Origin of the sequence: Anaerobacillus sp. CMMVII, from assembly GCF_025377685.1 — a bacterium.
Classification (GTDB): domain Bacteria; phylum Bacillota; class Bacilli; order Bacillales; family Anaerobacillaceae; genus Anaerobacillus.
In genome coordinates this window covers 197,625-223,590 of the sequence record NZ_JACEHK010000016.1, presented here as the reverse complement: position 1 = coordinate 223,590, position 25,966 = coordinate 197,625, and the positions used below count along the sequence as shown (strand labels likewise).

Annotated in this window: 23 protein-coding genes and 2 pseudogenes; 3 read left to right on the top strand and 22 right to left on the bottom strand. The window is 36.9% G+C overall.

Annotated elements, in window-relative coordinates; translation table 11 throughout:
• Positions 1 to 15: 15 nt before the first annotated feature.
• Both H1D32_RS21190 and H1D32_RS21185 read right to left on the bottom strand, forming a co-directional pair.
• Positions 16 to 297 (bottom strand): DUF1292 domain-containing protein, encoded by a 282-nt coding sequence (locus tag H1D32_RS21190; RefSeq protein WP_261180184.1) that lies wholly within the window; start codon positions 295 to 297, stop codon positions 16 to 18.
• Between the two features lie 146 nt (positions 298 to 443).
• Positions 444 to 2,774, bottom strand: coding sequence for an LTA synthase family protein (locus tag H1D32_RS21185; RefSeq protein ID WP_261180183.1), 2,331 nt, complete (start codon positions 2,772 to 2,774; stop codon positions 444 to 446).
• A gap of 240 nt (positions 2,775 to 3,014) precedes the next feature.
• On the opposite strand from H1D32_RS21185, the pseudogene H1D32_RS21180 reads away from it, so the two are divergent.
• Positions 3,015 to 3,562 (top strand): annotated as a pseudogene (locus H1D32_RS21180) (shikimate kinase).
• 234 nt (positions 3,563 to 3,796) lie between these two features.
• Here the strand turns inward: H1D32_RS21180 and H1D32_RS21175 are convergent.
• From H1D32_RS21175 to megL, 3 genes are all read right to left on the bottom strand, one after another.
• Positions 3,797 to 5,632: a LysM peptidoglycan-binding domain-containing protein gene (locus H1D32_RS21175; RefSeq protein WP_261180182.1), complete on the bottom strand. Its 1,836-nt coding sequence runs from the start codon at positions 5,630 to 5,632 to the stop codon at positions 3,797 to 3,799.
• Between the two features lie 152 nt (positions 5,633 to 5,784).
• Positions 5,785 to 5,883: a YjcZ family sporulation protein gene (locus H1D32_RS21170; protein ID WP_261180181.1), complete on the bottom strand. Its 99-nt coding sequence runs from the start codon at positions 5,881 to 5,883 to the stop codon at positions 5,785 to 5,787.
• Between the two features lie 243 nt (positions 5,884 to 6,126).
• Entirely contained in the window at positions 6,127 to 7,311 is a 1,185-nt protein-coding gene (gene megL / locus H1D32_RS21165; protein ID WP_261180180.1) for a methionine gamma-lyase, read from the bottom strand.
• 197 nt (positions 7,312 to 7,508) lie between these two features.
• Here megL and H1D32_RS21160 point away from each other — a divergent pair, with 197 nt between their 5' ends.
• Positions 7,509 to 7,934 (top strand): DUF2621 domain-containing protein, encoded by a 426-nt coding sequence (locus H1D32_RS21160; protein WP_261180179.1) that lies wholly within the window; start codon positions 7,509 to 7,511, stop codon positions 7,932 to 7,934.
• Positions 7,935 to 8,087: 153 nt separating this feature from the next.
• Here H1D32_RS21160 and H1D32_RS21155 read toward each other — a convergent pair whose 3' ends face one another.
• From H1D32_RS21155 to yneA, 15 genes and pseudogenes are all read right to left on the bottom strand, one after another.
• Positions 8,088 to 8,600, bottom strand: a complete 513-nt coding sequence (locus H1D32_RS21155) for a CcdC family protein (protein WP_261180178.1) — start codon at positions 8,598 to 8,600, stop codon at positions 8,088 to 8,090.
• Positions 8,601 to 8,775: 175 nt separating this feature from the next.
• On the bottom strand, positions 8,776 to 9,387 hold the full coding sequence (locus H1D32_RS21150; RefSeq protein ID WP_261180177.1) for a hypothetical protein: 612 nt from the start codon (positions 9,385 to 9,387) through the stop codon (positions 8,776 to 8,778).
• Complete coding sequence (locus H1D32_RS21145) at positions 9,377 to 9,874, bottom strand: TlpA family protein disulfide reductase (protein ID WP_261180176.1); 498 nt, start codon at positions 9,872 to 9,874, stop codon at positions 9,377 to 9,379. Before H1D32_RS21145 ends, H1D32_RS21150 begins: the two co-directional genes overlap by 11 nt.
• A gap of 195 nt (positions 9,875 to 10,069) precedes the next feature.
• Positions 10,070 to 10,276: a copper chaperone CopZ gene (gene copZ, locus H1D32_RS21140; RefSeq protein WP_261180175.1), complete on the bottom strand. Its 207-nt coding sequence runs from the start codon at positions 10,274 to 10,276 to the stop codon at positions 10,070 to 10,072.
• 26 nt (positions 10,277 to 10,302) lie between these two features.
• Complete coding sequence (locus tag H1D32_RS21135) at positions 10,303 to 12,684, bottom strand: heavy metal translocating P-type ATPase (protein ID WP_261180174.1); 2,382 nt, start codon at positions 12,682 to 12,684, stop codon at positions 10,303 to 10,305.
• An 18-nt stretch (positions 12,685 to 12,702) separates the two neighbouring features.
• Entirely contained in the window at positions 12,703 to 13,029 is a 327-nt protein-coding gene (locus tag H1D32_RS21130; RefSeq protein WP_261180173.1) for a metal-sensing transcriptional repressor, read from the bottom strand.
• Between the two features lie 115 nt (positions 13,030 to 13,144).
• Positions 13,145 to 14,960, bottom strand: a pseudogene (locus H1D32_RS21125) (ABC transporter ATP-binding protein).
• A complete protein-coding gene (locus H1D32_RS21120) occupies positions 14,953 to 16,710 on the bottom strand; it encodes an ABC transporter transmembrane domain-containing protein (protein ID WP_261180172.1) in 1,758 nt (585 codons plus the stop codon). The pseudogene H1D32_RS21125 and the gene H1D32_RS21120 overlap by 8 nt, the downstream one beginning before the upstream one ends.
• Before the next feature lie 223 nt (positions 16,711 to 16,933).
• Complete coding sequence (gene mnmH, locus H1D32_RS21115) at positions 16,934 to 18,019, bottom strand: tRNA 2-selenouridine(34) synthase MnmH (RefSeq protein ID WP_261180171.1); 1,086 nt, start codon at positions 18,017 to 18,019, stop codon at positions 16,934 to 16,936.
• Positions 18,020 to 18,269: 250 nt separating this feature from the next.
• Positions 18,270 to 18,482: a YneF family protein gene (locus H1D32_RS21110; RefSeq protein ID WP_129079276.1), complete on the bottom strand. Its 213-nt coding sequence runs from the start codon at positions 18,480 to 18,482 to the stop codon at positions 18,270 to 18,272.
• A 93-nt stretch (positions 18,483 to 18,575) separates the two neighbouring features.
• Positions 18,576 to 19,016, bottom strand: a complete 441-nt coding sequence (sirA, locus tag H1D32_RS21105; RefSeq protein ID WP_261180170.1) for a sporulation inhibitor of replication protein SirA — start codon at positions 19,014 to 19,016, stop codon at positions 18,576 to 18,578.
• 223 nt (positions 19,017 to 19,239) lie between these two features.
• Positions 19,240 to 21,240 carry a transketolase gene (gene tkt, locus H1D32_RS21100; RefSeq protein ID WP_261180169.1) on the bottom strand — a complete coding sequence of 667 codons (2,001 nt, stop codon included), beginning with the start codon at positions 21,238 to 21,240 and terminating at the stop codon, positions 19,240 to 19,242.
• A 122-nt stretch (positions 21,241 to 21,362) separates the two neighbouring features.
• Positions 21,363 to 21,605, bottom strand: coding sequence for a DUF896 domain-containing protein (locus tag H1D32_RS21095; RefSeq protein WP_261180168.1), 243 nt, complete (start codon positions 21,603 to 21,605; stop codon positions 21,363 to 21,365).
• Positions 21,606 to 21,728: 123 nt separating this feature from the next.
• Positions 21,729 to 22,400, bottom strand: coding sequence for a YneB family resolvase-like protein (locus tag H1D32_RS21090; protein WP_261180256.1), 672 nt, complete (start codon positions 22,398 to 22,400; stop codon positions 21,729 to 21,731).
• Positions 22,366 to 22,710, bottom strand: a complete 345-nt coding sequence (yneA, locus tag H1D32_RS21085) for a cell division suppressor protein YneA (RefSeq protein WP_261180167.1) — start codon at positions 22,708 to 22,710, stop codon at positions 22,366 to 22,368. The genes H1D32_RS21090 and yneA overlap by 35 nt, the downstream gene beginning before the upstream one ends.
• A gap of 157 nt (positions 22,711 to 22,867) precedes the next feature.
• Here yneA and lexA point away from each other — a divergent pair, with 157 nt between their 5' ends.
• Entirely contained in the window at positions 22,868 to 23,491 is a 624-nt protein-coding gene (gene lexA, locus H1D32_RS21080) for a transcriptional repressor LexA (RefSeq protein ID WP_261180166.1), read from the top strand.
• A 416-nt stretch (positions 23,492 to 23,907) separates the two neighbouring features.
• On the opposite strand, the gene glnA is transcribed toward lexA, so the two are convergent.
• Positions 23,908 to 25,245, bottom strand: coding sequence for a type I glutamate--ammonia ligase (glnA, locus tag H1D32_RS21075; RefSeq protein WP_261180165.1), 1,338 nt, complete (start codon positions 25,243 to 25,245; stop codon positions 23,908 to 23,910).
• A 143-nt stretch (positions 25,246 to 25,388) separates the two neighbouring features.
• Entirely contained in the window at positions 25,389 to 25,799 is a 411-nt protein-coding gene (locus tag H1D32_RS21070) for a MerR family transcriptional regulator (RefSeq protein ID WP_314733474.1), read from the bottom strand.
• Between the last annotated feature and the right edge of the window lie 167 nt (positions 25,800 to 25,966).

Below are 25,966 nucleotides of genomic sequence, written 5' to 3'. Positions count from 1 at the left end.
GTTAGCTAACAAAGCCTACTCTTCATTTTCTATCTCTTCTATATATAACTTAAATTTCGCTTCAACTTGTTTCCACTCTTCTTCACTTTCGATTTCATCATAGAACAGTGTTCCTTCATCATCTTCTGTATAAGAGAATGCAATGATTTCAGGTTCTCCATTTTCTTTATCTAATTCATCACTAGGCGCAGCCAATAAATATAGCTTCTCATTCAACTCACATGTGTAAACTACTTCATATTTCTGTTCGTTACCTTCTTCACCAAAAAACAACTCTTCTCCAATTTCAACTGCCATGTATAATTACCTCCCTTTTATTCTTTCTAGTTTAACCTACCAATTGCACAATAAAAACATTCTTACCTATTTAATTCATTTTTCTAACAATCCAACCTCATAACAGGCCTGTCCACAATTAGGAACTTGCTCAATTCAGAGGCATTTTAATCTCCTCGAAAATTTTTCCTCCAGTAATACTGAACCTGTAAAAAGTCCGCCAATACTTTTTGGTTTTTGCTAGATAATTCGGTAGTAAGTACTCCGAATTCTTTAAACCGATTATTTTTATGAACAACATCGACATCCTCTCTCAGTTGATTGGAAAGCTTCATAAATTCATTTCCTGCATAACCGGCTAAATCAAAAAATTCATTCATGAGGAAATAGGGACCGATCGTTGGTCCATCGCCTTTAAAATCATTGTTTAAGCTTTTTTTTGCGCTGTCATTTCCCCAGATAAGATACGGAGTATTATAGTAATTATAAAAACCTTCATCTAAACTTAAATCAAAATCAATGCCCAACGTTTTGTAAACACTGTTGTTATCACCCAACCATGGGTTGTGATCTCCGAACAAGATAATTACTACCGGTTCCTCTTCTTGTCTAAAGTAATCGATGAACGTTTTTAGCTCTTGGGTTGTATGATGAATCCCTGCTAGATAATTGTTTAGAATATGGTATTCTTCATCAGGATAGCCAATATTTTTAATGAATTGTACGTCCGTTGTGGCTTCAGTAGAATACGGTCCATGATTTTGATAAGTAACATTAAAGCTGAAATACGGTTTACCTGTCTTTTTATTTGCTTCATATAGCTTGATAATTTGTGGGAACAATATATCATCATCAGCTATTTTTCCGTTAGCAAGTTCGGAATAATAGTTTTCAAAATAATAATAGTTCTCAAAGCCGAAATACTCATTAATATTTTTACGATTATAAAACCAATCATGGCAAGGGTGGCTACCTTCTACGGTATACCCTTGCTCACCAAAATAACGAGCATAGGAGTTAACATTGTTTCTGAAGTTATAAAGAGACGTGTAGCCTGTCAGAAAACTCCGTTCGGTATCGACTGTATTTCCAGCGAAAATATTGGTGACCAATTCTCCTGAATATGACTCCGCTTCAAGCTCGTGCAGGTAGCCATAAACATCTTTACTAAATTCAATTTGCTTGAATTTAGTAAAATCATTGTAAGCTTCGAGCATGATCGAAATGACGTGAACCTTTTTATTTTCGGCAATGTTCGAATAATTGTATGCGGATAACCTCTCTTTTGCTGCTGTTTCATTGTATCCTACTGGTGCTTCATCAATTGCTGCTTTAATACTATAAATAAAGGGATATACAAAACCTTTTGATATATATACCTGTGTGGCTGACCATCTGTTTATTAATGTATAGTTTTCCGTGGCTGAATAGATTTTGTCGTTTGCGTATAGATTTTTATACGAATACAAACTTACCACTACAAGCACAACGATGCCAAGCGTTCGAAAACGAATGAAATCGATCCTCCCCTTTACCCAATAGAACGCTACTGCTGTTCCGAGAATACAGGCAACAATCACAGAGATGATCTTCCAGTCTAACTCTATTACATACTTACCAGCCATATTCATTGATTCAAAAAATAAGTTTACATCCATCGCTAATAAAGGATCGTTTCGAATTAAGAGCTTGAAATAATTGATCCAGGTTAACCCCATGATGACTATTGATGTAAGTAGGAAACTTACCCAAGCCCTGTTAAAAATAAAATATAGCAAAAATATAATTAATACCACCGGCAAAACATTTAAAAAGAGCAAATTTTCCACTTTAAAATACGAAATGAACATCGGCATGAGAAAATAAGCTGCTCCAAAATACATGCTGATAAGACCAAGAGATAGTCCCATCATCAAAAGCATAAAAAAGGTATAAGCTAAATTTAGAAGTTTGTATACCCAGAACCGTCTACTAGTAACGAAAAATTTATGATTATAAACGATCACAAACTCTGCATCTTTCATTTTTTTTAGCTTGGAATGATAATTGGCAAAAATCCGCGTTTTTTCACTTAAAGATGTTTTTTCATATAATTGCTCGACAGCTTCAAAAGAGTAAAATGCTTTGGCATTGATATCATACGTATTAGCCACTATCTCAACCTTGTGTTGGTTGGCAATGTCCCTTAGTAAAACGTAAGGGTACTCACTGATCCAGACAATCTTCCCTACTGAAACATGGTTCATAAATTGCTTTCTTCCAGACTGCCAAAAGGAATTGACCTTCTCCTCAAGATTATTGACATCCTTCAGAAAACCCAAGCGAAGCTCGAGGTATTTTTTCTTCGGGATGATCATCAAAAGGTGAAGAAATGTGTAGAGTAAATAGGTTATTAAATATTTGCTCAAAGACAATTGCCGAAGTAGACAATAATAGTAGAACTCCTTCTCAAGAGCACGTGGATAGACTGCTTCTTCAAACAATAAAACTTTTCTCATTGAAACTACCTTTCATGTAACTTTCAGATTTTCTTCTATTTTTAACCAAAATGACAGAAATCACTCAAACTCTTTTTTTCAAGACAAAAAATCACTAATTACGCTCTCTACCAATTCAACACACTGTTAGGTTTTGGGCTTCAATGTCTTTTGATTTAATGGTATGATGTGATGTAAAATAACTACGTAGTACTCCAACGATTATCAACTATTTAAATAAATAGAAAAGAGTGTAGGAATATGCAGACGAACTTCGTTTCATTAAGAGAAAAAAGCATTGTTTTTATCGGTTTTATGGGCTCTGGAAAAACTACGATTGGTGAACTTGTTGCTAAAAATTATATCGATCATTTATAGATGTTGATCAAGAGATTGTCAAAGAATTTGGTATGCCAATCTCTGAGATATTCCAAACATTAGGCGAAGAAGCCTTTCGCGCCAAGGAAAAAAGTATGATTAGTACCTTTTGTACACAACGTCTAAAAATCATTTCTGTTGGTGGAGGCGCTTTTCTCCAAAAGGACATTCGTGAAATTTGTTTAAGAAATTGTATTGTCTTTTATTTAGATGTTTCTTGGGAATCATGGAAGGATCGACTTAATATCTTAATTGATAGTAGACCTGTACTTCAGGGACGTAGTCTTGAGGAAATCGAAGAACTTTTTCACAAAAGAAAAAGTAGCTATTCTTTGCACAATTCAAAGTTAACTACCGATAACCAAGATGTTGAAGAAATTGCAGATTATATCATTGAGTCACTTAAGTTAGCATGGGAGATGTACGACTAAAAAAAAACAAAAAGCTCCTTCCATATCCGTATATGGGAGGAGCTTTTTTAGTTTCTGTAAATGGGGTCTACAATTCCTGTAATTTATCTTCCTTGAAAAGTTCACTTTTCTCTACATAATTGCTTCTTCAACTATATTTGTTACACTTATTGGTGAAAGTGAACATTCATTGTAATTCCTAGAGGACGTTCCAACGGTGCGTCCTCTTTTGATTCTTCAAGGATATTCGCTACATTAGGATGATAAAAACGCAAGTGTCGATGCTAGTTGATTTATATGTTCCTTGCTCGCCCATAGAATGAAATAATTATAGGTTGAACCTCCAATTTTTATTAGGCTTGGGTACCTGACAATTAGTGCTGCTTGGCCCTTCATCCCTTCAGGTTGATCAGCGGAAGGAAAAATAAAACATGCATCTTGATTTTGAAGCATTGTATGGACAATCCTTGGCTGTGTACCATAGGGTAGTAATTGATGAAATGCTTCATCCTGACAAACCACATCAATTTCGGGACCAGCATTAATAGCAGCGATTTGAAAAAAGCCATCTGTCCCTTCGTACCTTTCGGGATTTACTCGGAACCAATTCATTGGATATTGCAGTCTTATGTTAAATTCCTCATTTGAGTATACTCTACTAGGTAGTGTCATTTGGGTTGGAGACCATCTCATAGATTGAATAGATCTACCACTTATTAGTTGAATTGGTACAGGGTGATTAAGGTCAACATACCACATTTCACTTGCAACTGCCGCACTCTGACAACCAGAAAGGTAGACTATTTTTGGGCTATCAGGAGACCAAGTAACTGGGGTCGCAAAGCAATCGGATATCGCCCAGGTCCGGTCATTCTCCCCTCTGTTCCCGACAGTTCTAATAAGTGAATAATATCCTTGCTCCAGAAAAGCGGTCGCACTATAAGCGATGTTCTTGGAATCTAATGACCATTCAGGAAAATAATTTTTAGCAAGTGGACCGCCTCTCACTTCGAACACTTGACCAGTGAAAATGTCCACAGTATAAATAAGGGAAATACTAGCACCCGGGGTTGTATAGAGTACAAAACGACCATTAGAAGCCAGTCGAACGTGATTTAGCGGCCCTTGTTGGTTCATCGTTAATTGCTGAATACTTGTTTGGTCAATACTAATTCTGAATAACTGACTAATCCCCGTAAAATCTGCGGTTTGAAATAAAAGTGTCGTTCCATCTGGAAACCATTGAACGTCCGTGGGACTAGGTTCGTTAATCATTTGGGATTGATGAGAGCTAATGTTATATAAAATAATTTGATTTTGCTTCGTATAAGCTAATCTTTGACTATCAAAGGACCAATCGAGAGTGTGGACTTCACCTTCCACTAATTGATCAATTTGGGCGACCGCCCCGCTACTAACCTCAACGACATAGACAATAAAGTCCTTTCCTACAAAAGCAATATAGCGACTATCACGGGACCAAAAAGGTATTGTAAAATAATCCGCTTGACCATAAGTAAGTTGAGCATGAACGCCGTTCCTCAAGTTATAGAGCCAAATATCATAATCACCACCATGATCAGAAGTATAGGCAATTAATCCGATCTCACCAGTGGGCGCATAAGGAATGATGAGTCTCATTCCTGGAACAATGATGGTTGATGGTAGATCATTTACTTGACGAATTAGTTCAAAGTTATAAATCCCAGCCGTAATGACGTTATATCTTCTTGCGATTTGATAAAGCGAATCCCCCTGTTGTACTACATAATAAGCTGCTCCTGGTGGAACCACAACGAGTTGGTCAGGATAGATTACGTAGGGAGGTAGCAAATTATTTGCTTCAATAAGTAATGATAACGGAATCCCATATTTTTCAGAAATCCTGTATAGCGAATCCCCCTGTTGAACCCGATAGTGCGTTACTCCGATTGGCATCGAGAGTTGCTGACCGATAAAAATGATATAGGGAGACACTAAATTATTAGCTGCAATAAGAGATTCAATCGGCAATTCCCACCTTTTGGCGATATTGTAAACCGTATCACCTGGTCGAACCGTATAAAAATGCTGTTGTAATCCTTCTGACAACCTTATCACTCCTCTCTACCCTATAAATTATTTATTACGGCAAAGGGAGCTTCATTCCAAGTTGCAAAAATATATAGGAACCAATTTACGTTATTTGAGATAAACAAAATTGAAAGAGTCAACACGTAAGGATGTTGACTCTTTCACTCCCCTTAGTAAGGTCTAACAAACGCAGTCCCGACAATAACTAATAGGATAAACAACACGACGATTAACGCAAAGTTGTTTGAAGGTCTGTGACAATGTGACATATTTATCACTCCTTTATTAGGATATTACGAGATTTACGTACCTCGCATTAATAGTTTATGCTGCAAAAATACATCGGACAGGGTATTTGTAGCTAACATTTAGCTCATTTTAAATTGCTTAATATGCATTGAGATTCATTCAAGACAATAGAAACAATCTTAAAAAAGCACTTTTCGAATCACTCACTTAAATAAGCATAAAAATGCGATGCTGTTCCGACAGCACCGCTTCATAGTATATTATTATATTAGTTCAAGACTTTGTTTGATATCATCACGGATATCTTCCCAAGCCTCAAGGCCGACAGATAAACGAATCAGTTGATCGGTTATGCCCATTGATAATCTCACATCCTCCGGAATGACAGAGTGAGTCATCGTTGCCGGGTGCTGTATTAACGATTCGGCGTCCCCAAGGCTAACGGCAATTTTTATCATTTTTAACCCGTTCATAAAGGTTTGGATTTGTTGCTTTGTTCCGTTTAATTCAAAGGAAAATAGGCCACCACCATGTTTCATTTGTTTTTTTGTAATTTCGTAATCTGGATGGTTTGGGTCACCAGGGTAGTACACTGCTTTGATCAACGGTTCAGTTTTTAGCCATTCAACAAGTTTTAATGTATTTTCACAGTGTCTATCCATTCGAATTGGTAGAGTTTTCAAACCACGTAACAATAACCATGCATCAAAAGGCGCTAGAATGCCACCTATATCTTTTTGTGTTGTCATCGCGATTTTTGCCATTAGTTCTTGGCTGCCTACCGCTAAGCCTGCGACAACATCACCATGACCACAAATGTATTTCGTAGCACTATGGATAACTACATCACATCCTAGTTCTAGTGGCTTTTGTAAATATGGAGAACAGAAGGTGTTATCAACTACGACTGGAAGGTTGTATTCTTTTGCAACCGATACAACCATCTCTAAATCTATCACTTTCATAGTAGGATTAATAGGAGTTTCAAGGTAAATACACGTTGTTTCAGGTTTGATTAATTCTCTAAGTTGTTGTTCGTTTTCCATTAAACAAAAATCATGGTTAATATTATATTTCTCTTCCATTAACGTCAATAATCCATAAGTACACCCATAAATTCCTTGTGAAACAACTACATGATCGTTAGCTTTTGTTAATGATAAAAGAACTGCAGAAATAGCAGCCATACCAGATCCGAAGGCTAAGCAAGCTTCACCTTCTTCAATTTCGGCAATTTTCTCTTGTAAAACCGTAACGGTTGGATTTCCCAATCTTGAATAAATATAACCCTTTTCTTCACCAGCAAAAAAACGTTCACCTTGTTCAGCTGTATCAAAAGTAAACGTTGACGTTTGATAGATCGGCGTTGATAAACTCCCCAAATGGTCCTTTGAATCATATCCCGTGTGAATAACCTTTGTTTCGAAATGCGTCGATTTTTTCTCCATCTTTTCTCCTCCTCTTTCTCTCTCTATTTATATATACCACATAGAGTAAAAAATCTGAATGAAAACGCTTTCTTTTTCGAAATTTTTAGTACTATTTTACTATGTTTTGTCTATTAGCGTTTCGATAATTAACATCTAAACAGTGTTTTATGCTACAATGTTTTATAATTGTAAATTATTTAGAGGTGACTTTTAAAATGCCTAATGAAATATTCATGTGGTTTATGTTATTTTGGTCAGTATTTATTTTTGTCCTTATGTGTATCGGTGGCTATTTTATGTTTCGTAAGTTTCTAAAAAAGATGCCAAAGGAAGACGGCAAGTCGATTTTAGACTGGCAGGATTACTATATTGAACAAACAAAAGATCTTTGGGATGAGGAAGGTAAAGCTTTCTTAGAAGAATTAGTTGAACCTGTTCCAATGTTATTTAGAGATGTTGCTCGTGACAAAATAAAAGGGAAAATTGGTGAGCTTGCTTTAGAGGATCAGGCTGAAGAAATTTCTAGAGATCATATTATTAAAGGGTACTGTTTAGCCACACCAAAGCGAGATCATAAATTCCTCATTAAAAAACTCGCTGAAAAAAATATTGATAAATCTACGTACTATCAATATTTATAATTGCTACAACTAAAATTGTGTTGATTTTTGATCGTAACCAAGCATTGCTTGACTCTTCACTGAGGCGTGAAATGAGCAAAGAGACAGTTCACCTGTCTCCTTGCTCATTTCGTCTATAAACGGTAAAAGCAGCTACCTGGGTAGCTGCTTTTTTTATGGCTGTGTTGAAACAACCGTTTCCTTTACATCTGTATCTGTAAATTCCATTTTTTGAAGCTGTCGTTGTAATTTTTTAAAACTAATGAACATCGAAATCCGCCAAGGGACGATCATTCCATAAGCAACTATAAAGAACATCCCACTCAGGTGCATTGGGTCAATATGGAACCCTAAAATGTATTTTAAAATAAGCCGAACAGCTAAGAGACCAATTAAGATAAATAAAAATGATTTTGTTTTCTTTAAGAAAATGTGTCCATCTCGAATTTCAAATTTTGAAGTTCTAACTAAGAATAAAGAGAAAAATAACCCTACTGCTAGAGCTTCTAAAACTTGGAGATAACTTATTTGAGCTGGTTCGTATAAAAACATTAGAAAACCAGTCGACATAAACATTGGTGGCAATACAATTTTTTTCACAGTGGCTGGTTTTTTTGCTGCCTTCATACGGATAAAAAACGCCATAAACGCCATAAAAATGGCTATTCCAGTTGCTAAATAAGTCATATAACAGCCGGTACCTCCTCTTTATAAACAATATATCGATCATTATAACACAAAATATTTATTTTTAATGAATTTCATCAGTCATTTTTTGCGCTACTAAGTTCTAAATAAAGTTGCATAGAACCAGTCGCAACTTTATTTAGTTTGTAATGATGAAATTTAATCTATTATCGAATTACAGAAATGGACTGATCATAACCTGAATAAAAAAGTAAGCTAGTAGTAGCATGATAGCCAAGACCCCTGCTCTTTGTTTTTGAAACAATGTAATCATGGTTTGTAGTAGCAGGCTATAAAACAACAAGTAATAAAGGTTCACTGGGTGATATAACGTTCCGTCAATCGTAAAGCCAAAATTATAAGGAGTGGCAACTCCGTAATTTTTTAGAAGTAGGCTATTAACAATTAAGTAAATATATGCTGAAATTGCCAGATAATCAAGAAACCTAATTGGCCATTTTTCTTTATAAAAGGAATAGGAAAAATAGCTAAGTGACACAAAGGTCGAAATTTGAACCGCATAAGGGCCACCTGAATAGATTAACAGTTTTGAAGGAGTAAATATATATGCAGGATGAAAAATAAATGGCAATATTTTAAACGTTATCAAAAAAAGTAACCCGCTCGTTTGCAATGTATTTAGTAATTTTGGGCTAAGGTCTGGGTAATTCTTTTTTACTAAATACCCCACTGTCCAATAAGCCAATAAAATGCTAAGTCCTAAGCTTAATAAAGAAAAGGATAAAAAAATAGGTCCTAACTGAACTCCATCCAACTCACCTAGCATCTGGTTCACTCCCTTCAATCACTCTTTGAACCGCAGCAATGATTTCTGATTTCGTCATACCACCTAATTTTCGAAAGACAACCTGTCCATTTTTGTCAATGACTAACGTTGCTGGTATCGGCGGAACTTGATACAGTCTTGCTACAGCTCCCGTTTTATCAACTAAATTAGGATACGGTACGTGAAATTCATCAAGAAAAGCCTGACTTTGACTATTAGTATCTTGTGTAGCCACATTAATGCCTATGAAGCTAATCTGCTCTTCATATTGCTTAGCTACTTCAACTAAGTCTGGCATCTCCGCTCGACAAGGTGGGCACCAGGAGGCCCAAAAGTTAATGAGCATCGGTCTTCCTACTAGATCATCATCAAAGCTTACCAACTCACCTTCAAACGTTTCTAAGCTAAACGAAGGGGCTTGATAACCAACTAAAGGTAATGTCGGGAGTCCGGTATTCATTTCAAAGCTTTGTTGTTTTTGTCCCATCCAGAAAAACGCGATAATAACAATCGCATTTAAAATGATAAGTAATCGCTTACGAACATTTTGAAACCGCCTTTCAAATCTATCCCTGAATGACTTGTTGTATGCAGGAACTAATTTATAGAGTAGGGTAGGGGGTAATTATAGATACGAAAAAGAAAGAGGTGTTCCCACCTCCTTCTCAACTATTATTTACAATTAAACCACGTCATAGCCTGCTTCTTCAATTTCATTTTTAAGCGTTGCTTCGCTAACTTTTGCACTATCAAATTGTACTGTTACATTTTTCGCGGCTAGATTTACTTCCGCACTTGCTACGCCATCTATTTTTGATAAAGCTCCTTCTACTGCAGCTTTACAATGACCGCAACTCATACCTTCAACTGAAATTGTTACTTCTACCATTTAAAACAACTCCCTACTCATATATTTTATTTAATTTTTACGCGTTTTAAGCGTAAAGAGTTACTAACAACTGAAACTGAACTAAATGCCATTGCTGCGCCGGCAATCCAAGGTGCCAATAATCCAGCAGCCGCAATTGGAATACCAATGGAATTATATACAAATGCCCAGAAAAGGTTTTGCTTAATATTCCGCATTGTTGCTCGACTTAACTTGATTGCCTCTGGAATTGAGCGTAAATCTCCACGCATTAATGTGATATCAGCGGCTTCCATGGCAACATCTGTACCAGTACCGATCGCCATTCCAATATCAGCAAGGGCTAAAGCTGGGGCATCATTAATGCCGTCCCCTACCATAATTACTTTTTTGCCTTGATCTTTTAATTCTTTTATTTTAAACGCTTTTTGATCTGGTAATACTTCTGAGAATACATGATCAATATCAACTTGCTTAGCAATCGCTTTTGCTGTTCGCTCGTTATCACCTGTAAGCATGATCACTGTATAGCCCATTTTCTTTAATTGATGAACTGCTTCTTTCGAGCTATCCTTCACTTGGTCAGCCACAGCAATCACACCGGCTAACTGATCATTTACACTTATGAGCATTGCCGTTTTTCCTTCTGTTTCTAAGCGAGTCATCTCAGTTTCAAACGTTTGAAAATCAATCTTATTTTCACGAAGTAATTTTCGTGTACCAATAAATACTTCTTTCCCTTCGTAAACGGCTTTTAGGCCATGACCTGGAATTGCTTCAAAATGTTCCACACTATTTAGCTCTATTGCTTTTTCTTTTGCAGCCTTCACAATGGCTTGCCCAAGTGGATGCTCAGAGCCTTTTTCAATTGATGCTGCGAGCTTTAGTAGTTCTTCCTGATCCCAGCCGTTTACAGAAACAACATCAGTTAGTTCAGGCTCACCTTTGGTAATTGTCCCTGTTTTATCTAAAACAACAGTATCGGTTTTATGAGCACGTTCTAGATGCTCTCCACCTTTATAAAGGATGCCGTTTTCAGCCCCACGTCCAGTACCAACCATTATGGAAGTAGGTGTTGCAAGCCCTAAAGCACACGGACAAGCAATGACAAGTACTGCAGTAAAGTTAATCAACGCCTCTTGGAAACTTGCCCCTAGGATAAAGTACCATGTAACAAATGATAGAACTGCGATTAAAACAGCCACCGGCACGAAATAACCTGAAATAATATCTGCTAATCGTTGAATTGGCGCTTTCGAACCTTGGGCCTCTTCAACAACCTTAATAATTTGCGCCAAGGTCGTTTCTCTACCAACCTTCGTTGCCTTGAATTTAAACGAACCATGCTTATTAATTGTAGCTCCAATTACTTCATCATCAATACTTTTATCTACAGGGATACTTTCACCAGTTAACATCGATTCATCAATACTTGTATGCCCTTCGACGACAATCCCATCAACCGGAATTTTTTCACCTGGTTTAACAAGCACGATATCTCCCATACGAACATCTTCGATCGCAATTTCTTTTTCGATCCCATCACGGATAATTGTAGCTTTTTTTGCTTGAAGACCCATTAACTTTTTAATCGCTTCAGACGTACGTCCTTTTGCTCTAGCTTCTAATAATTTTCCTAGTAGGATTAATGTAATAATAACTGCACTCGTTTCAAAAAAGAGATATACATCTCCTTGGAGTACTAGCCAAACTGAGTAAAAATAGGCAGCGGATGTCCCCATGGCAACTAATACGTCCATGTTCGCACTTCCACCACGAAGTGATTTATAGGCCCCCTTATAAAACTGAAGCCCCGCATAAAATTGAACAGGAGTAGCTAATGCCCATTGCAAATACCCATTCATAAACCAATGAGGTAAGATCATTTTTTCTGGATAGAAATGATCAATCATTGTTATAAATAACGGTACAGAGAATATTAACGCAATGATAAACATTCGTTTCTGTCGTGCTACTTCTTTGTCCTTTGAAACTTCCGCTCTTTCTTCTTTACGAACTGAAGCTTTAAAGCCGATCTTTTCGATGCGCTGTATGATCTCATCCTCTGTAGTTACCCCCTCCACGTATTCAATTGTTGCACGTTCAAGTGGCAAATTCACAGTCGCTTGCTGAACACCTTCAAGTTTATTAACGACCTTTTCAATTCTAGCTGAACAAGCCGCACAGGTCATTCCTTTAATATCTAGATCGACCTTTGACTTTTGGACCTCAAAGCCAAGCTTTTCAATTTTTTCCTCAATTTCCTTTATGGAAGTTTGAGCTGGATCAAAGCTAATTGCAGCTTTTTCCATCGCTAAATTAACAGTGGCAGTTACACTTTCCTGTTTATTTAGAACTCTTTCAATTCGGGAAGAACAAGCAGCACAAGTCATACCCCCGATGTTTAATTGAACGTTCTTCTCACCCATATATATCACCTGACTTTTTTATGATTTCGAAAATTGCTGGATAACCTTCATCAATTCTTCGATTGCTTCATCTCCCTCACCATCTGCAACGGCTTGACTAACACAACCTCTTGTATGGTGCTCTAAAAGGGTATACCCAACTTTCTTTAACGCTGCTGAAACTGCTGATACTTGAACCAAGACATCGACACAATAGCGATCTTCCTCAATCATACGTTGGATTCCTCTAACTTGTCCCTCGACACGTTTCAATCGATTTACAAGTTGCTGTTTTTCTTCCTCTCGGCGCCTGACAGCAGGACTCTTCTCAGGATGAAGGGGAATATTTAAAATTTCTTTTTCCATGTCATCACCTCTACATATACCATACCCCCACATAGTATTTTTGTCAATAAAAAACACAGCAGATTTTTTATCCTACTGTGTTAGTTTCTCAAATTATTCACAATTAATATTTTCCTTAAGCCAATTCAGAAGTTGTTACAGATTCAATTTCTTCTGGATCACCCTGCTGCAGCAAGTACATTTTGTGGTATAGCCCACCTTGCTGAATTAGCTCCTGATGCGTTCCCCGTTCAACAATTTCACCTTGATGCAACACCAAAATTTGGTCGGCATCCTGTATCGTTGAGAGGCGGTGTGCGATCGCAATTGTTGTTCTACCTTGGCGCATTTTTTCTAATGCTTTTGAATTTCTCCTTCTGTTTCGGTGTCAACATTTGCTGTCGCTTCATCTAAACAAGAATACTTGGATTTAAGGCAATTGTACGAGCAAAAGAAAGCAACTGCCTTTGACCACTTGAAAGAGTAGAACCACGTTCACCAATTTTGGCGTCATACCCCCCAGGGAGATTTTCAATAAAGGGGTGTGCATGAACAAATTGCGCAGCCGCAACAATATCTGCTTTGGTTAATTCATGATTATAAAATTTAATGTTTTCCTCAACTGTACCAACGAACAAAAATGGATCTTGAAGCACCAGTCCCATTTTTCTTCGAAGTTCTTCATTCGCATAGTTCTCTATTGAAACGCCATCTAGTAAAATATCACCTTGAACCCCTGGGTAAAAACGCATCAATAAATTAATAATCGAACTTTTCCCACTGCCTGTATGACCGACAAGTGCCACTGTCTCACCTTTTTTAGCGGTAAAAGAAATATTTTTCAGAACTTGATGTTTCCCATCATAAGAAAAGCTTACGTTACGAAACTCAACTTCCCCTTTTTCAATCAAAGGATTTCCTTCTCCAGTTTTCTTTGGAGCAATCTCATCATGGTCAAGCAGGCGGAAAACACGACTTGCCGATACGAGTGCTTGTTGAAAAATCGATAACCGCATCATCATTTGATTAACAGGTTCAAAGAAACGATCTAAATAGTTAATAAACGCATACAACACACCAATTTCAACAGGACTATTAAATGAAGTAATACCAAAATAACTAAGAACTAAAATTAAAGCCATAATCGACACAAAATCAACCGCTGGTCTTAACAATAATCCATCAAGCTTAATACTCTTTAACCAAGCTCTTTGATGTTCATCGTTAATTGTTTCAAACTCTTTCCTTAGACGTTTTTCTTGACGAAAAATTTGAACTACAGTCATTCCTTGAATTGACTCATTAATTTTTGCGTTTAGTTGACTTAATTTCTCACTCATTTCCGCATAAAACTTAGAACTAAAGCGGCGGTATGTTTGCATTAGAATAAGTAAAATTGGCAGAATAAACAAACAAAAAAGAGCAAGTCGAACATTTAAATAAAACATCGCAACAAAGACACCAATTAAAAACATTAAATTTTGAACGTAATTTGAAAGGACACTCACATATAGGTCTTTAATCGTCTCCGTATCATTGGTAATACGCGAAACAAGGCCCCCTGTTGGAAACTTATCAAAAAACGCTAAACCTAATTCTTGGACTTTGGCAAACACGTCGATCCGCAATTGTTGAATAATTTGTAAGGCAATCTTTTGAAACAAAAATAGCTGGACATAGGTAATTGCAACACTTGCAAAGTGTAACCCTAGATACCCTGCGCCTAACCAGAACAATGGTTGAAAATCAAATACTCTTGGTGTTAAATAATCGTCAATAAAGATCTTGACAAGAATAGGACCAATAATTTGAGCCCCAGTACCCAGAAGTAATAACACAAAAGCAATTGTTAACCAACGGAGATGAGGCTTTGTATAACCTAACAGTCGTTTAAAAACTATTTTTTGGTTCATCGGCTCAAACAATAAAGTTTCTTTACTTTTCTCACTCATCTTTTGAGCCTCCTTGTTCTACAAGTGATTCCAGCTTTTGCTTTTCATACATTTCTTTATACCAACCATCCTGCGCCATTAACTCTTCATGCGTACCATTTTGAATAATTTCCCCTGCATCTAAGACAATAATTAGATCTGCATGTTTAATAGCACTTAAGCGGTGCGCAGTGATCATCGTTGTTTTCTCTTGACGTACTTCGCGTAATGCATCTAAAATAGCTTCTTCAGTTTTAGCATCAACAGCTGATAAACTATCATCTAAAATAAGTACCTCAGGGTTGGCAATTAGTGCCCTAGCGATCGAAATCCGTTGTTTTTGACCACCGGATAAGGTAACGCCACGTTCACCCACAATCGTTTCATACCCTTCAGGTAATTGAACGATGTCCTCATGAATGGAAGCAAGTTTTGCAGCTGCAATAATTTCTGACATTGTCGCATTTGGTTTTGCAAAGGCAATATTATCAGCTATTGTCGCTGAAAATAAAAAGTGATCTTGTGGTACATACCCAATTGACTTCCGTAGCGCATCTATGGAGTATTCTTTAATTGGTCGATCAGAAAAATAAATGGCGCCATCAGTGATATCAAACTGTCGCATAAATAGCTTCATTAACGTTGTTTTTCCACTACCAGTTCGACCAACCACCCCTAAAGTTTCACCTTTTCTTAGGGTAAAATTGATATCCTTTAACACTACTTCCTCATCGGTGTATGAAAACTGATCAATTTGATAGTTTATATCGCCTGTCGGTTGCTCTGTCGCTGCATTTTCAAGATTAGTAATCTCGGCTTGAACCTTTAGTAAAGATGAAACGCGGTTGTAAGAAGCACGTCCTCTTTCTACAATGTTAAATAACCATCCAAACGCTAGCATTGGCCAAATGAGCAACCCTAAATAAATTGTAAAACTAGTTAATTCACCAATAGTCAGTTCACCCGAAACAACATATCTAGCACCAAAAAAGATCGCTAAGAAGTAGGAGATCGAAACAATAAGTGAAATTGTCGGATCAAAAAGAGCATCAACCCTGGCTACGGAGATGTTTTTTTGAACGACATCTTCAGATTTTGAGCGAAAAGATTCTACATCATCTTTTTCGTAACCGAATGTCTTGATCACTCTGATGCCAGACATACTTTCTTGAACTTTATCATTTAAACTAGAGAACGCAGCTTGCGCTTTACCAAATCGGTCATGAAGTAATGATCCATAATAACTAGTTGCAAGAGCCATAAAAGGCATTGGAATAAGAGCAATTAATGTTAATTTCCAGCTAATCGTCGTCGCCATCGTAATAATAACAAAGCCACCCATTAACAGGGAATCAACCAGAGTTAAAATACCAATACCTGCCGTTTGTTCAACCGCACGAATATCGTTTGTAGAATGAGCCATAAGGTCCCCAGTTCGTCTTGAATGATAAAATCTAGGAGACATTTTTGTAAAATGTTCGTAAAGTTGGTTTCGTAATTTTCGTGCCAGCCGAATTGACGCTCCGAAAATCATGATCCGCCATAAATAGCGAAACACATAAACAGCTACAGCCACCCCGATTAATACACCGCCCCATAAATATAAAATCGACATAGTAAGCGACTTACCCTCAATATGATCGACGATAACACCAACAATATAAGGCGGGATTAATGACAAGATTGAGACAAACGCCAGTAAAAGAATTCCAGACAAGTATTTCTTTTTCTCTTCCTTAAAGAACCACATTAAGTCTATAAAAACCTTCATATTTTTCTCCTCAAGTTCTCTTTATTTTTCAAACATAAGCAAAGTTAATTTTATCAGACAAACGAAGTTGTTAGAAGTAAAAACTTCCAGCAACGAAATTTCTTCATCGTTCGTTTTTTTTGATTGTTGCTTTAACGCTCATAGCAAATACTTGACTATAACTCAAACTGTCAAATAACTAGTCTTAACAAATACCTCTTTAAACAAAAAAGTAGAATGGTTGTTATGCCATTCCTTCACATGTACTAAATTGATATTCATATTTTGCTATGACATTTTTTACACCTTCAACAGCTTCATTTACATCAGTAAACTGTATCTGGTGATTTATTTGATGATAATGGAGAGATGCGTGATTATATTGCGGATCATAATAAGTTGTAAGTAGCATTTCAAATGCTCGTTCGTATTGTTGAGTCTTTAATAAAACTTCAATTTCATTAGCAATATCCACTTGCATTCGTTTCTTGATAGCCAGAAATGCTTCGAACACTTCCTGACCATACTTATTTGGCTGATACGTCTCAATCAAATGCTGAACTCTTTGTTCTAGCGGATGTAGCAATTCGATGTTAATACCAGCTTTTTTCCCATGAATAATAAAATCTGGTACGATAATATTTCCTATTCTTTTACTCTCGGATTCAATAATAATATAAGGGGAATTTTGATGGATTTCTAATTCCTCAACAAGTAGTGCATCAAACTGCTTTTGTGTTCTCGCTTTCAAGCCAATTCCACCAAAAGCCGAACCACGATGTGCAGCTAAACCCTCTAGATCAATAATAGGATACCCCTCTTGTTTCAAGCGCTGTAACACAACGGTTTTTCTTGTACCTGTATTTCCTGAAACAATAAAAAATCTTTTTATAAAAGCTGAATAGTTTTCCAGCTTGTCCATAATTAATTTCCGGTAAGAACGAAACCCGCCGTCTAATTGGTAACAATGCATTCCCAGCATATTTAATGTCGAGGCAATCGTGCTACTTCTCATACCGCCTCTAGCACAAACGATCACTACCTTTTCATTGGGATGCTGTTCTTTTAGTTTTAAGATCGTATCGAAAATCTCCGTGATTTTTTTTGAGTAAATCGCTAACCCTAATTTAATTGCTACAGCTTTTCCAAGTTGCTTATAGGCTGTTCCTACCTTTACTCGTTCTTCATTATTAAAGATCGGTACATTAACTGCATTAGGTAAGGAGGATTCTTCAAACTCTAGAGGTGAGCGAACATCAATCGTTAAATATTTTTCTGCATTCCACTGATTAATCGATACTTTTGGTATATGAAACTGTTCATCAATCAATTTATAATTCACCCTCTTTAGGAAATAACCTATTTAATTATAACAATAATGGTATTTTGGCGATATAGCAATTAAATGCAATAATCAATATTCAACACCACCGAACTTCTATATGATCCTACCGATAACCTCTTTTTTCGACGATTTATTCTCTAAAGCTTCCGGCAAAGTGTGGTAAGGGCACAAGCTTGGCAACGACCTATAGTTGGCAATATGAAAAAACACTCCAAAATGGAGTGCTTGTCCTTTATTACTTCATTTGGTTGTTCATTGCTTTCATCATTTGCGTAATTTTTTTCTGTGATGGGTTCATACCCATTTGCATCATCATTACGCGCAACATCTTTTCGTTAATAGGTGGGTTTTTCTTAAGATAGTTCATCATTGTTTTGCGGGCAATAAAAAAGCCAATCGCAACACCGGCAATTAATGATAATACGCCGATTAAAATATTAATCCACATTCTCTATATCCTCCTTCTAGTTGTGCCTATCGATAGGCAGCCATGCATTTGCATCCAATTCATTATAACCTAATAAATTATTGAATAAAAGTATTAAATATAATTAACTTGTTTTACTGGATTTAACCAGCCATAGTTACGATTTTCGAAATCCATTGCAAAAAAAGCAGGGTTTATTTGCCTTAACACTTCAAAAAAGATTGTTTCGGCTTGGTAGGAACCACTTGCAGAGATCGTTAGCATACTCCCATGATCTTTCAAGACAGCCTTGCTGTCTAGAGCTTTGTTATCGAGGTAATAATGATCACTTATCACATAAAAGTCATTACGAGTCCGCAACGCTTTCTCTAAACCTTTTTTGATTTGTAATGTAGGAATAGTTCCACTTATATACTCAATTTGTTTTTGGACGATGGCTCTGAGTTCTTGTTTTTCAGTTTCCCCTTCAACAAAAAGTTGAAAAATCAACCACTCTTTACCAAAATAATTCATAGCAATTTCAGGCTTTAATAAATAGATGTAATAGTGCCTCATTTATTATTCCCCCATTCACACATTTCTTTATACAAGGAAATTTTTTCCTTTTGCACTAGCTTATAGATCAATAACTAATCTAACTATAAAGCATGTCCAAAGAAATGATTGTCAAATAACGGAGAAATACTACACTACTTTTGTCAGATCATGATGATTAGTGTGTCTGAGGCAAAAAATACTACGAGGCTGACACTCCTATAGGTCAGCCTCGTAAATTTAATTAAAGTTCTAGAGTAGCTTTTAATTTTGCAATAACGTTTTCTACTGTAAATCCGTACTCTTCCATTATTTTCTCACCTGGAGCCGATGCACCAAACTGATCGATAGCGATAACCTCACCCATGTCCCCAGTATATTTATGCCAACCGATAGATGAGCCCATTTCAATTGCAACACGCGCTCTAATATCTTGAGGAATCACAGAATTTTTGTATTCTTTCGACTGCTTTTCAAAGCGATCCCAGCTTGGCATACTTACTACTGAAACAAAGATCCCTTCAGCTTCGAGTTGTTTTTGCGCCTCAACAGCTAATTGCACCTCAGAACCTGAAGCAAGCAAGATACCTTGAGTATCTCCGTTTGCTGGCGAGATAACATAAGCACCTTTTTTTACACCTTCATATGCTAGTTCTTGTGTTGATGGTTGAGTCATTAAATTTTGTCGCGATAATACAAGTACAGTCGGCTCGTCTTTGCTTTCTAAAGCAAGCTTCCAAGCTGCAACCGTCTCATTACTATCACCAGGTCTGATCACAGAAATACCTGGCATAGCACGAAGCGATGCCAACTGCTCTACAGGTTCGTGAGTTGGTCCATCTTCACCCACTGCGATGCTATCATGTGTAAACACATACGTTACTGGTAATTTCATTAAAGCTGATAAACGAATAGCTGCTCGTAAATAATCAGAGAAGACAAAGAAAGTTGCGCCAAAGGCTTTTACACCACCGTGAAGTGTCATTCCATTTAAAGCTGCTCCCATTGCAAATTCTCTAACACCAAACCATACATTTCGGCCTTCATAACTATCCCTTGTGAAATCACCTGCACCACTTAACATTGTTTTGTTTGAAGAAGCTAAGTCTGCAGACCCACCAAAGATTTGCGATACGTTTTTCGCTAAGGCGTTTAATACTTCTCCAGAAGAAGATCTTGTCGCCACATTATCTTTGCCACCTTCATAGCTAGGTAGATTTTGGTCCCAACCTTCTGGAAGATCCCCGTTGATTGCAAGTTTTAATTCGCTTGCAAGTTCAGGATACTGTTCCTCATATTTCTTCATCAACTCATTCCACTCTGCTTCTTTCGCAATTCCTGCTTCTTTAGTAGCTGCAAAAACTTCAGTAACTTCCTCAGGAATGTGGAACTCTTGCTCATATGTCCATTTATAAGCTTCTTTCGTTAATTTAATTTCATCTTTTCCTAGCGGAGCACCATGTGAAGCTGATTTGCCTGCTTTATTTGGCGAACCATAACCAATAGTTGTTTTCACTTCAATTAACGTTGGACGCTCGTCTTGTTTAGCTTGCTCAATCGCTTTATTGATCTCAGCAATATCATTTCCTTGTTCTACACGAATTACCTGCCAACCGTACGCTTTAAAACGATCTTCAACACTTTCACTAAATGAACGATTTAGTTCACCGTCTAAAGAAATGTCATTTGAATCATATAAAACGACTAATCGACCCAACTTTAAATGACCTGCAAGTGATGCTGCCTCAGCAGATACACCCTCCATTAAATCTCCGTCACCGCAAATCGAGTATGTATAATGATCAACAACTTGTAGACCATCTTTATTATATTTAGCAGCTAGATGTCTCTCCGCCATTGCAAATCCAACGGCCATGGCAACACCTTGTCCTAGCGGGCCTGTTGTTGCGTCTACTCCTGGAGTATGTCCAAATTCTGGATGACCTGGAGTTTTACTTCCCCACTGACGGAAGCTTTGTAAGTCTTCTAAAGAAAGGTCATAACCAGAAAGGTGTAGCAAGCTATATAACAGCATCGAACCATGTCCCGCTGATAATACAAAACGGTCCCTATTAAACCAATTAGGATTATTCGGATTATGGTTCATATACTTTGCAAAAAGTGCGTATGCCATTGGAGCAGCTCCCATAGGCATTCCTGGGTGTCCAGAATTCGCTTTCTCAATACTATCGATCGATAAAGTCCGTATCGTATTAATTGCTAATTCGTCAACGTTTACTGACATATAAGATCATCCTTCCATTCTCATTTTACATTTTTCTTCGTTTTTCATCATATACCTTCTTTCCCAATTTAACAAGGAAATCTCTGGTAAAAATCATGAAGATTTGACGAAACTTGCAGACATTAGTGCTTTAAATTACTTCTAACACTTTCCTTACTCGCCTTCAACTTCTCAGGCGTGACATCTTCTCCTTTTTCATCTACCACTTTAATTGAATGTAGTTGATTATCAAAAGAGGAGCGAAACGTCTGAATGTATTCTTGACGTAATTGCTGTTGTTCTTTACTTTCTTCGTTTGTAAGACTTGTTTGTTTTGCCTTCTTTGCAAGTTCATTAATACGTTTTATTTTTTCACTAGATAACATTAACTTAACCTCCAAAAGTTGATTAGACCTATTGTAAAATGTACATCAAGGCTCAAACCTTTTCAACTTTTTACTAGTTTGTTCCTAAGTTCTCCTGATTATGACTTTCAGGTATACACAATACTAATTTTTCAGAGATGTAGTTTCAACCGTATCCAGATTGTCTTGAAGGTATTCTTGGTAACGACGGTGGACGGTTGCCTTAGAAACATCATAGCCAAATCCTCTTAAGGTTGCTGCAATTTCTCGGAAGGTTAATTTCATGCTTTTTAATCGTACAATTTCTTCGATCGGCACCTCTTTTTTAGTCCGGCCTCCTAAGTTAGTATTCCCTAAATTCTTGCGAGGATTAAAACCATTCTCAATCGCTTTATTTATGCCTCGCTTTATTTTTAAATTATGTAATTTCCGTTGGTATTCTTCAACAATACTAACAATATTAAGTACTAGCGTGTCAGTTTCTGAGAGTTTTAACTCTCCAGAATCATTTATTGTTTGAATTTGCACTTCATTTTTCAATAATTGATGCACAAGAGCAATTTTCGTATTTCCTCTTCCTAACCGGGTATCATCTTGGATCAATAAAACATCTGCCCTTTTCTCTTTAAAATCATCTAAAAGTTCAAAAATTCCTTCTCTCTCAATCTCATACCCACTAGCTTTTTCCTCAATTATTTTGTATATTTCCAGATCATTTTTCTTTGCTAACATAACTAATTCTTCTTTTTGCCTCAAGATAGAGGAATGCTGTGCTTCCTTATCAGTGCTTACTCGACAATAAATAATTGCTTTCATGTTCATGTGCAGTTGAAACCTCCTTATTTTCTATCTGTGGTAATAGGAGGACTTGCCCTGGATAAATGTTATGGTCTTTAAGATTGTTTTCCGCTTTTACTAAGGATATATAAGCTGGCACTGTCATTCTATCAGAATATTGACTCGAGATAGACCAGAGTGTATCTCCAACATTGACTTCAACTTCTAGTATATGGTCAAATTTCGGTTGCGCAGAAACATGAACCGACATTAACAAGTAGGCAATTAACAACATAAACACTACGATATAGCTCATACCCTGGATCGAATGATTTCTATTTCTATTCATTAAAAACACTCACTTTCGCACATAGGAATATTTGTTCTCCTTTATAATAAACAGAACACTCGTTCTAGTCAAGAATTATTTAGAACTTATGTTTGCATTTTTGATCAGTTTACCTTATAATTTATGGTAAGATAAAGAAAAAATGGGGTGCTACATAATGAACAAGGTATCGAAACGGCAGCAAGAAATATTAGATTATATCAAAGACGAAGTTCGTAAAAAAGGATATCCACCTTCCGTTCGTGAAATTGGTGAAGCAGTAGGTTTGGCTTCTAGTTCAACTGTTCACGGACATTTATCCCGCCTAGAGAAAAAAGGATTTATTCGTAGAGACCCAACTAAACCTAGAGCCATTGAAGTACTAGATTTAAATGGCGGAGAATTTGAACAAATCACACCTAATACGACCTACGTGCCTATTATTGGTAAGGTTACTGCCGGAGAACCAATTACCGCTTTTGAGAATGTAGAAGATTACTTGCCCCTTCCGGAGAAATTTGTTGGTGACGATAAAGTATTTGTCCTTATTATTCAAGGGGATAGTATGATTGAGGCAGGAATTTTCGATAGAGATATGGTTATTGTTAGACAACAACAAACGGCTAATAACGGTGATATCGTTGTAGCAATGACTGAGGAAGACGAAGCAACTGTGAAACGCTTCTTTAAGGAGAAGGATTTTATTAGACTCCAGCCCGAAAACTCAACAATGGAGCCTATTATTCTACAAAACTGCTCAATTCTAGGAAAAGTTATCGGTGTGTTCCGCTCGGTACATTAGAATGTGAGTAAATGAAAAGAACCAATTCTGATTGGTTCTTTTTTTGATTCTCTCAGCGGTCAATTAACTTATGAGTTCAAAAGAAGGATATAAGGCTGCATGATCCTTTCCGAACTTGACCTAAGTTCGGAATGCTTTTCTTTTTTCAGCTTGCTCCCGTCCGAACTTGCTTTAGGTTCGGAATGCTTTTCTATTGATCAGCCTAATCCTCTCTGAACTTCAACCACATTCGTTTACACCATTCAACAGTCGTTAGTATAGTCGTTCTTCATACAGAATTATAAACTACTTGAAAAAGATGATGAGTAATTTTGTACATTCTTAAACGGTCAGAAATGTGCATCGTCAAGCACTAAAAAATACCCCTCAACGCCATTTGGACATTGAGGGGTATTCTATATTTTCATTTGATACTCTTAGTAGTTTGACATATATTGCTCGCGTTCCCATGGATGAACTTGGGTTCTGAACATATCCCATTCAATTTCCTTAGCTTCACAGAAGTGTTCTAAAGCATGCTCTCCAAGAGCGCTTGTAATAATTTCATCAGCTCTTAACTTCTCAAGTGCTTCTTTAAGAGTTGCTGGAAGATCATTAATACCTGCTTCCATACGCTCTTCTTTGTTCATCACATAGATGTTACGGTCTGTTGATGGAGGTGGTGTCATTTTATTTTTAATTCCGTCAAGACCCGCTGCAAGCATAGCAGCCATTGCTAGGTAAGGATTTGCTGCAGGGTCTGGGCTACGTACTTCAATACGAGTACTTAAGCCACGAGATGCCGGAATACGAATTAGCGGACTACGATTACGCATTGACCATGCAACATAGCAAGGTGCTTCATAACCAGGCACTAAACGCTTATATGAATTAACAGTTGGGTTTGTAATAGCTGTAAATGCTTCTGCATGCTCAATGATACCTGCTAAGAATTGCATCGCTGTTTCGCTTAAACCAGTTTCTGTTGATGCATCATAAAAGACATTTTCATTACCTTTAAATAAGGACATGTTACAGTGCATCCCTGATCCATTAACTCCAAATAAAGGTTTCGGCATGAATGTTGCGTGTAAGCCGTGTTTTCTTGCAATTGTTTTAACAACTAACTTAAATGTTTGGATGTTATCACATGTCGTTACCGCGTCAGCGTATTTGAAATCAATTTCGTGTTGTCCTGGTGCTACTTCATGGTGCGAAGCTTCAATTTCAAAGCCCATATCCTCAAGTTCTAGAACGATATCACGTCGGCAGTTTTCGCCTAGGTCTGTAGGTGCAAGGTCAAAGTATCCACCTTTATCGTTTAATTCCAACGTAGGTTCGCCTTTTTCATCAACTTTGAATAAGAAAAACTCAGGCTCAGGTCCGATGTTAAACGAAGTAAAGCCCATTTCTTTTGCTTCAGCTAAAACTCGCTTTAAAACGCCACGTGGGTCACCTGCAAATGGTACACCTGAAGCATCGTGGATATCACAAATTAGGCGGGCAACTTTCCCTTTTTCACTCGTCCAAGGGAATACAACCCAAGTATCTAAATCAGGGAATAAGTACATATCCGATTCTTCAATACGTACAAAACCTTCGATAGATGAACCATCAAACATCATCATATTATCTAATACTTTGGTTAACTGGCTAATTGGAACTTCCACGTTTTTAATAATTCCTAGTAAATCAGTAAATTGTAGGCGAAGAAATCTTACATTCTCCTCTTTTGCCAATTTCATAATGTCTTCTCTTGAATACTTTGCTCCCATAATCCATTCTCCTCCTAAAATTGTTCATTTATATTTATACTAACCACTTTTAGTAAAAACGATGTTTTACAAAAAAGGTAATGTCCTTTAATTAAGTTCTTTTCTCGTTCATTGATTGTTGTTATTCGATTACTCAGTAGCTTTTAATGAAAAAATCTTGATAATTCTCCTTGAATTAACGAAGCTTTCCCAAATCTTCCAGCCATCATTAATTCACTTTTTAAATAGCTTCTTAGCTGTTGATCGGTTAATTCTTTTTGAACTTTATGATTATTCGTTTGAAGCAAATCTGGAACTGCATGTTTCACTTGTTGTTTCATGATGAAAACTTGCTTGATACCAGAGATATTAACACCAGTGTCGATTAGCTCTTTAATTTCTAATAGCCTATCAACGTCATTAAAGGAAAACAATCGTTGATTACCACTTGTACGTGCCGGATGAATTAATCCATGTTCCTCGTAATAGCGTATTTGCCTTGCTGATAATTCAGTAAGTTTTTTTACGATACCTATTGGGAACAACGGCATGTTTCTTCTAATGTGATCTCCCAAATTGCCTCCCCCCTTTAACTTGTTAATAATAGGTTACAACACGGCAAGAAAGCTGTCAATACATGTGAGCTAAGTTAACATCAAAAGTATGTTAGATTATCTAACATACCTGTTTTTACTCATAATGAACAACCTATACTACCAACTAAAATTAAAAATCACCCTGC

Bases quoted from the DNA above. Each gene is read 5' to 3' on its own strand.
- H1D32_RS21130 (WP_261180173.1), bottom strand. From the start codon at position 13,029: ATGGAAAAAGAAATTTTAAATATTCCCCTTCATCCTGAGAAGAGTCCT.
- megL (WP_261180180.1), bottom strand. From the start codon at position 7,311: ATGGAGAAAAAATCGACGCATTTCGAAACAAAGGTTATTCACACGGGA.
- H1D32_RS21150 (WP_261180177.1), bottom strand. From the start codon at position 9,387: ATGCTAGGTGAGTTGGATGGAGTTCAGTTAGGACCTATTTTTTTATCC.
- H1D32_RS21110 (WP_129079276.1), bottom strand. From the start codon at position 18,482: ATGTGGATTAATATTTTAATCGGCGTATTATCATTAATTGCCGGTGTT.
- H1D32_RS21120 (WP_261180172.1), bottom strand. From the start codon at position 16,710: ATGAAGGTTTTTATAGACTTAATGTGGTTCTTTAAGGAAGAGAAAAAG.
- tkt (WP_261180169.1), bottom strand. From the start codon at position 21,240: ATGTCAGTAAACGTTGACGAATTAGCAATTAATACGATACGGACTTTA.
- H1D32_RS21185 (WP_261180183.1), bottom strand. From the start codon at position 2,774: ATGAGAAAAGTTTTATTGTTTGAAGAAGCAGTCTATCCACGTGCTCTT.
- glnA (WP_261180165.1), bottom strand. From the start codon at position 25,245: ATGGGAGCAAAGTATTCAAGAGAAGACATTATGAAATTGGCAAAAGAG.
- copZ (WP_261180175.1), bottom strand. From the start codon at position 10,276: ATGGTAGAAGTAACAATTTCAGTTGAAGGTATGAGTTGCGGTCATTGT.
- H1D32_RS21190 (WP_261180184.1), bottom strand. From the start codon at position 297: ATGGCAGTTGAAATTGGAGAAGAGTTGTTTTTTGGTGAAGAAGGTAAC.
- H1D32_RS21170 (WP_261180181.1), bottom strand. From the start codon at position 5,883: ATGTCACATTGTCACAGACCTTCAAACAACTTTGCGTTAATCGTCGTG.
- H1D32_RS21135 (WP_261180174.1), bottom strand. From the start codon at position 12,684: ATGGGTGAGAAGAACGTTCAATTAAACATCGGGGGTATGACTTGTGCT.
- yneA (WP_261180167.1), bottom strand. From the start codon at position 22,710: ATGAATAGAAATAGAAATCATTCGATCCAGGGTATGAGCTATATCGTA.
- H1D32_RS21145 (WP_261180176.1), bottom strand. From the start codon at position 9,874: ATGGGACAAAAACAACAAAGCTTTGAAATGAATACCGGACTCCCGACA.
- H1D32_RS21095 (WP_261180168.1), bottom strand. From the start codon at position 21,605: ATGTTATCTAGTGAAAAAATAAAACGTATTAATGAACTTGCAAAGAAG.
- H1D32_RS21090 (WP_261180256.1), bottom strand. From the start codon at position 22,400: ATGAAAGCAATTATTTATTGTCGAGTAAGCACTGATAAGGAAGCACAG.
- sirA (WP_261180170.1), bottom strand. From the start codon at position 19,016: ATGAGGCACTATTACATCTATTTATTAAAGCCTGAAATTGCTATGAAT.
- lexA (WP_261180166.1), top strand. From the start codon at position 22,868: ATGAACAAGGTATCGAAACGGCAGCAAGAAATATTAGATTATATCAAA.
- H1D32_RS21160 (WP_261180179.1), top strand. From the start codon at position 7,509: ATGCCTAATGAAATATTCATGTGGTTTATGTTATTTTGGTCAGTATTT.
- H1D32_RS21155 (WP_261180178.1), bottom strand. From the start codon at position 8,600: ATGACTTATTTAGCAACTGGAATAGCCATTTTTATGGCGTTTATGGCG.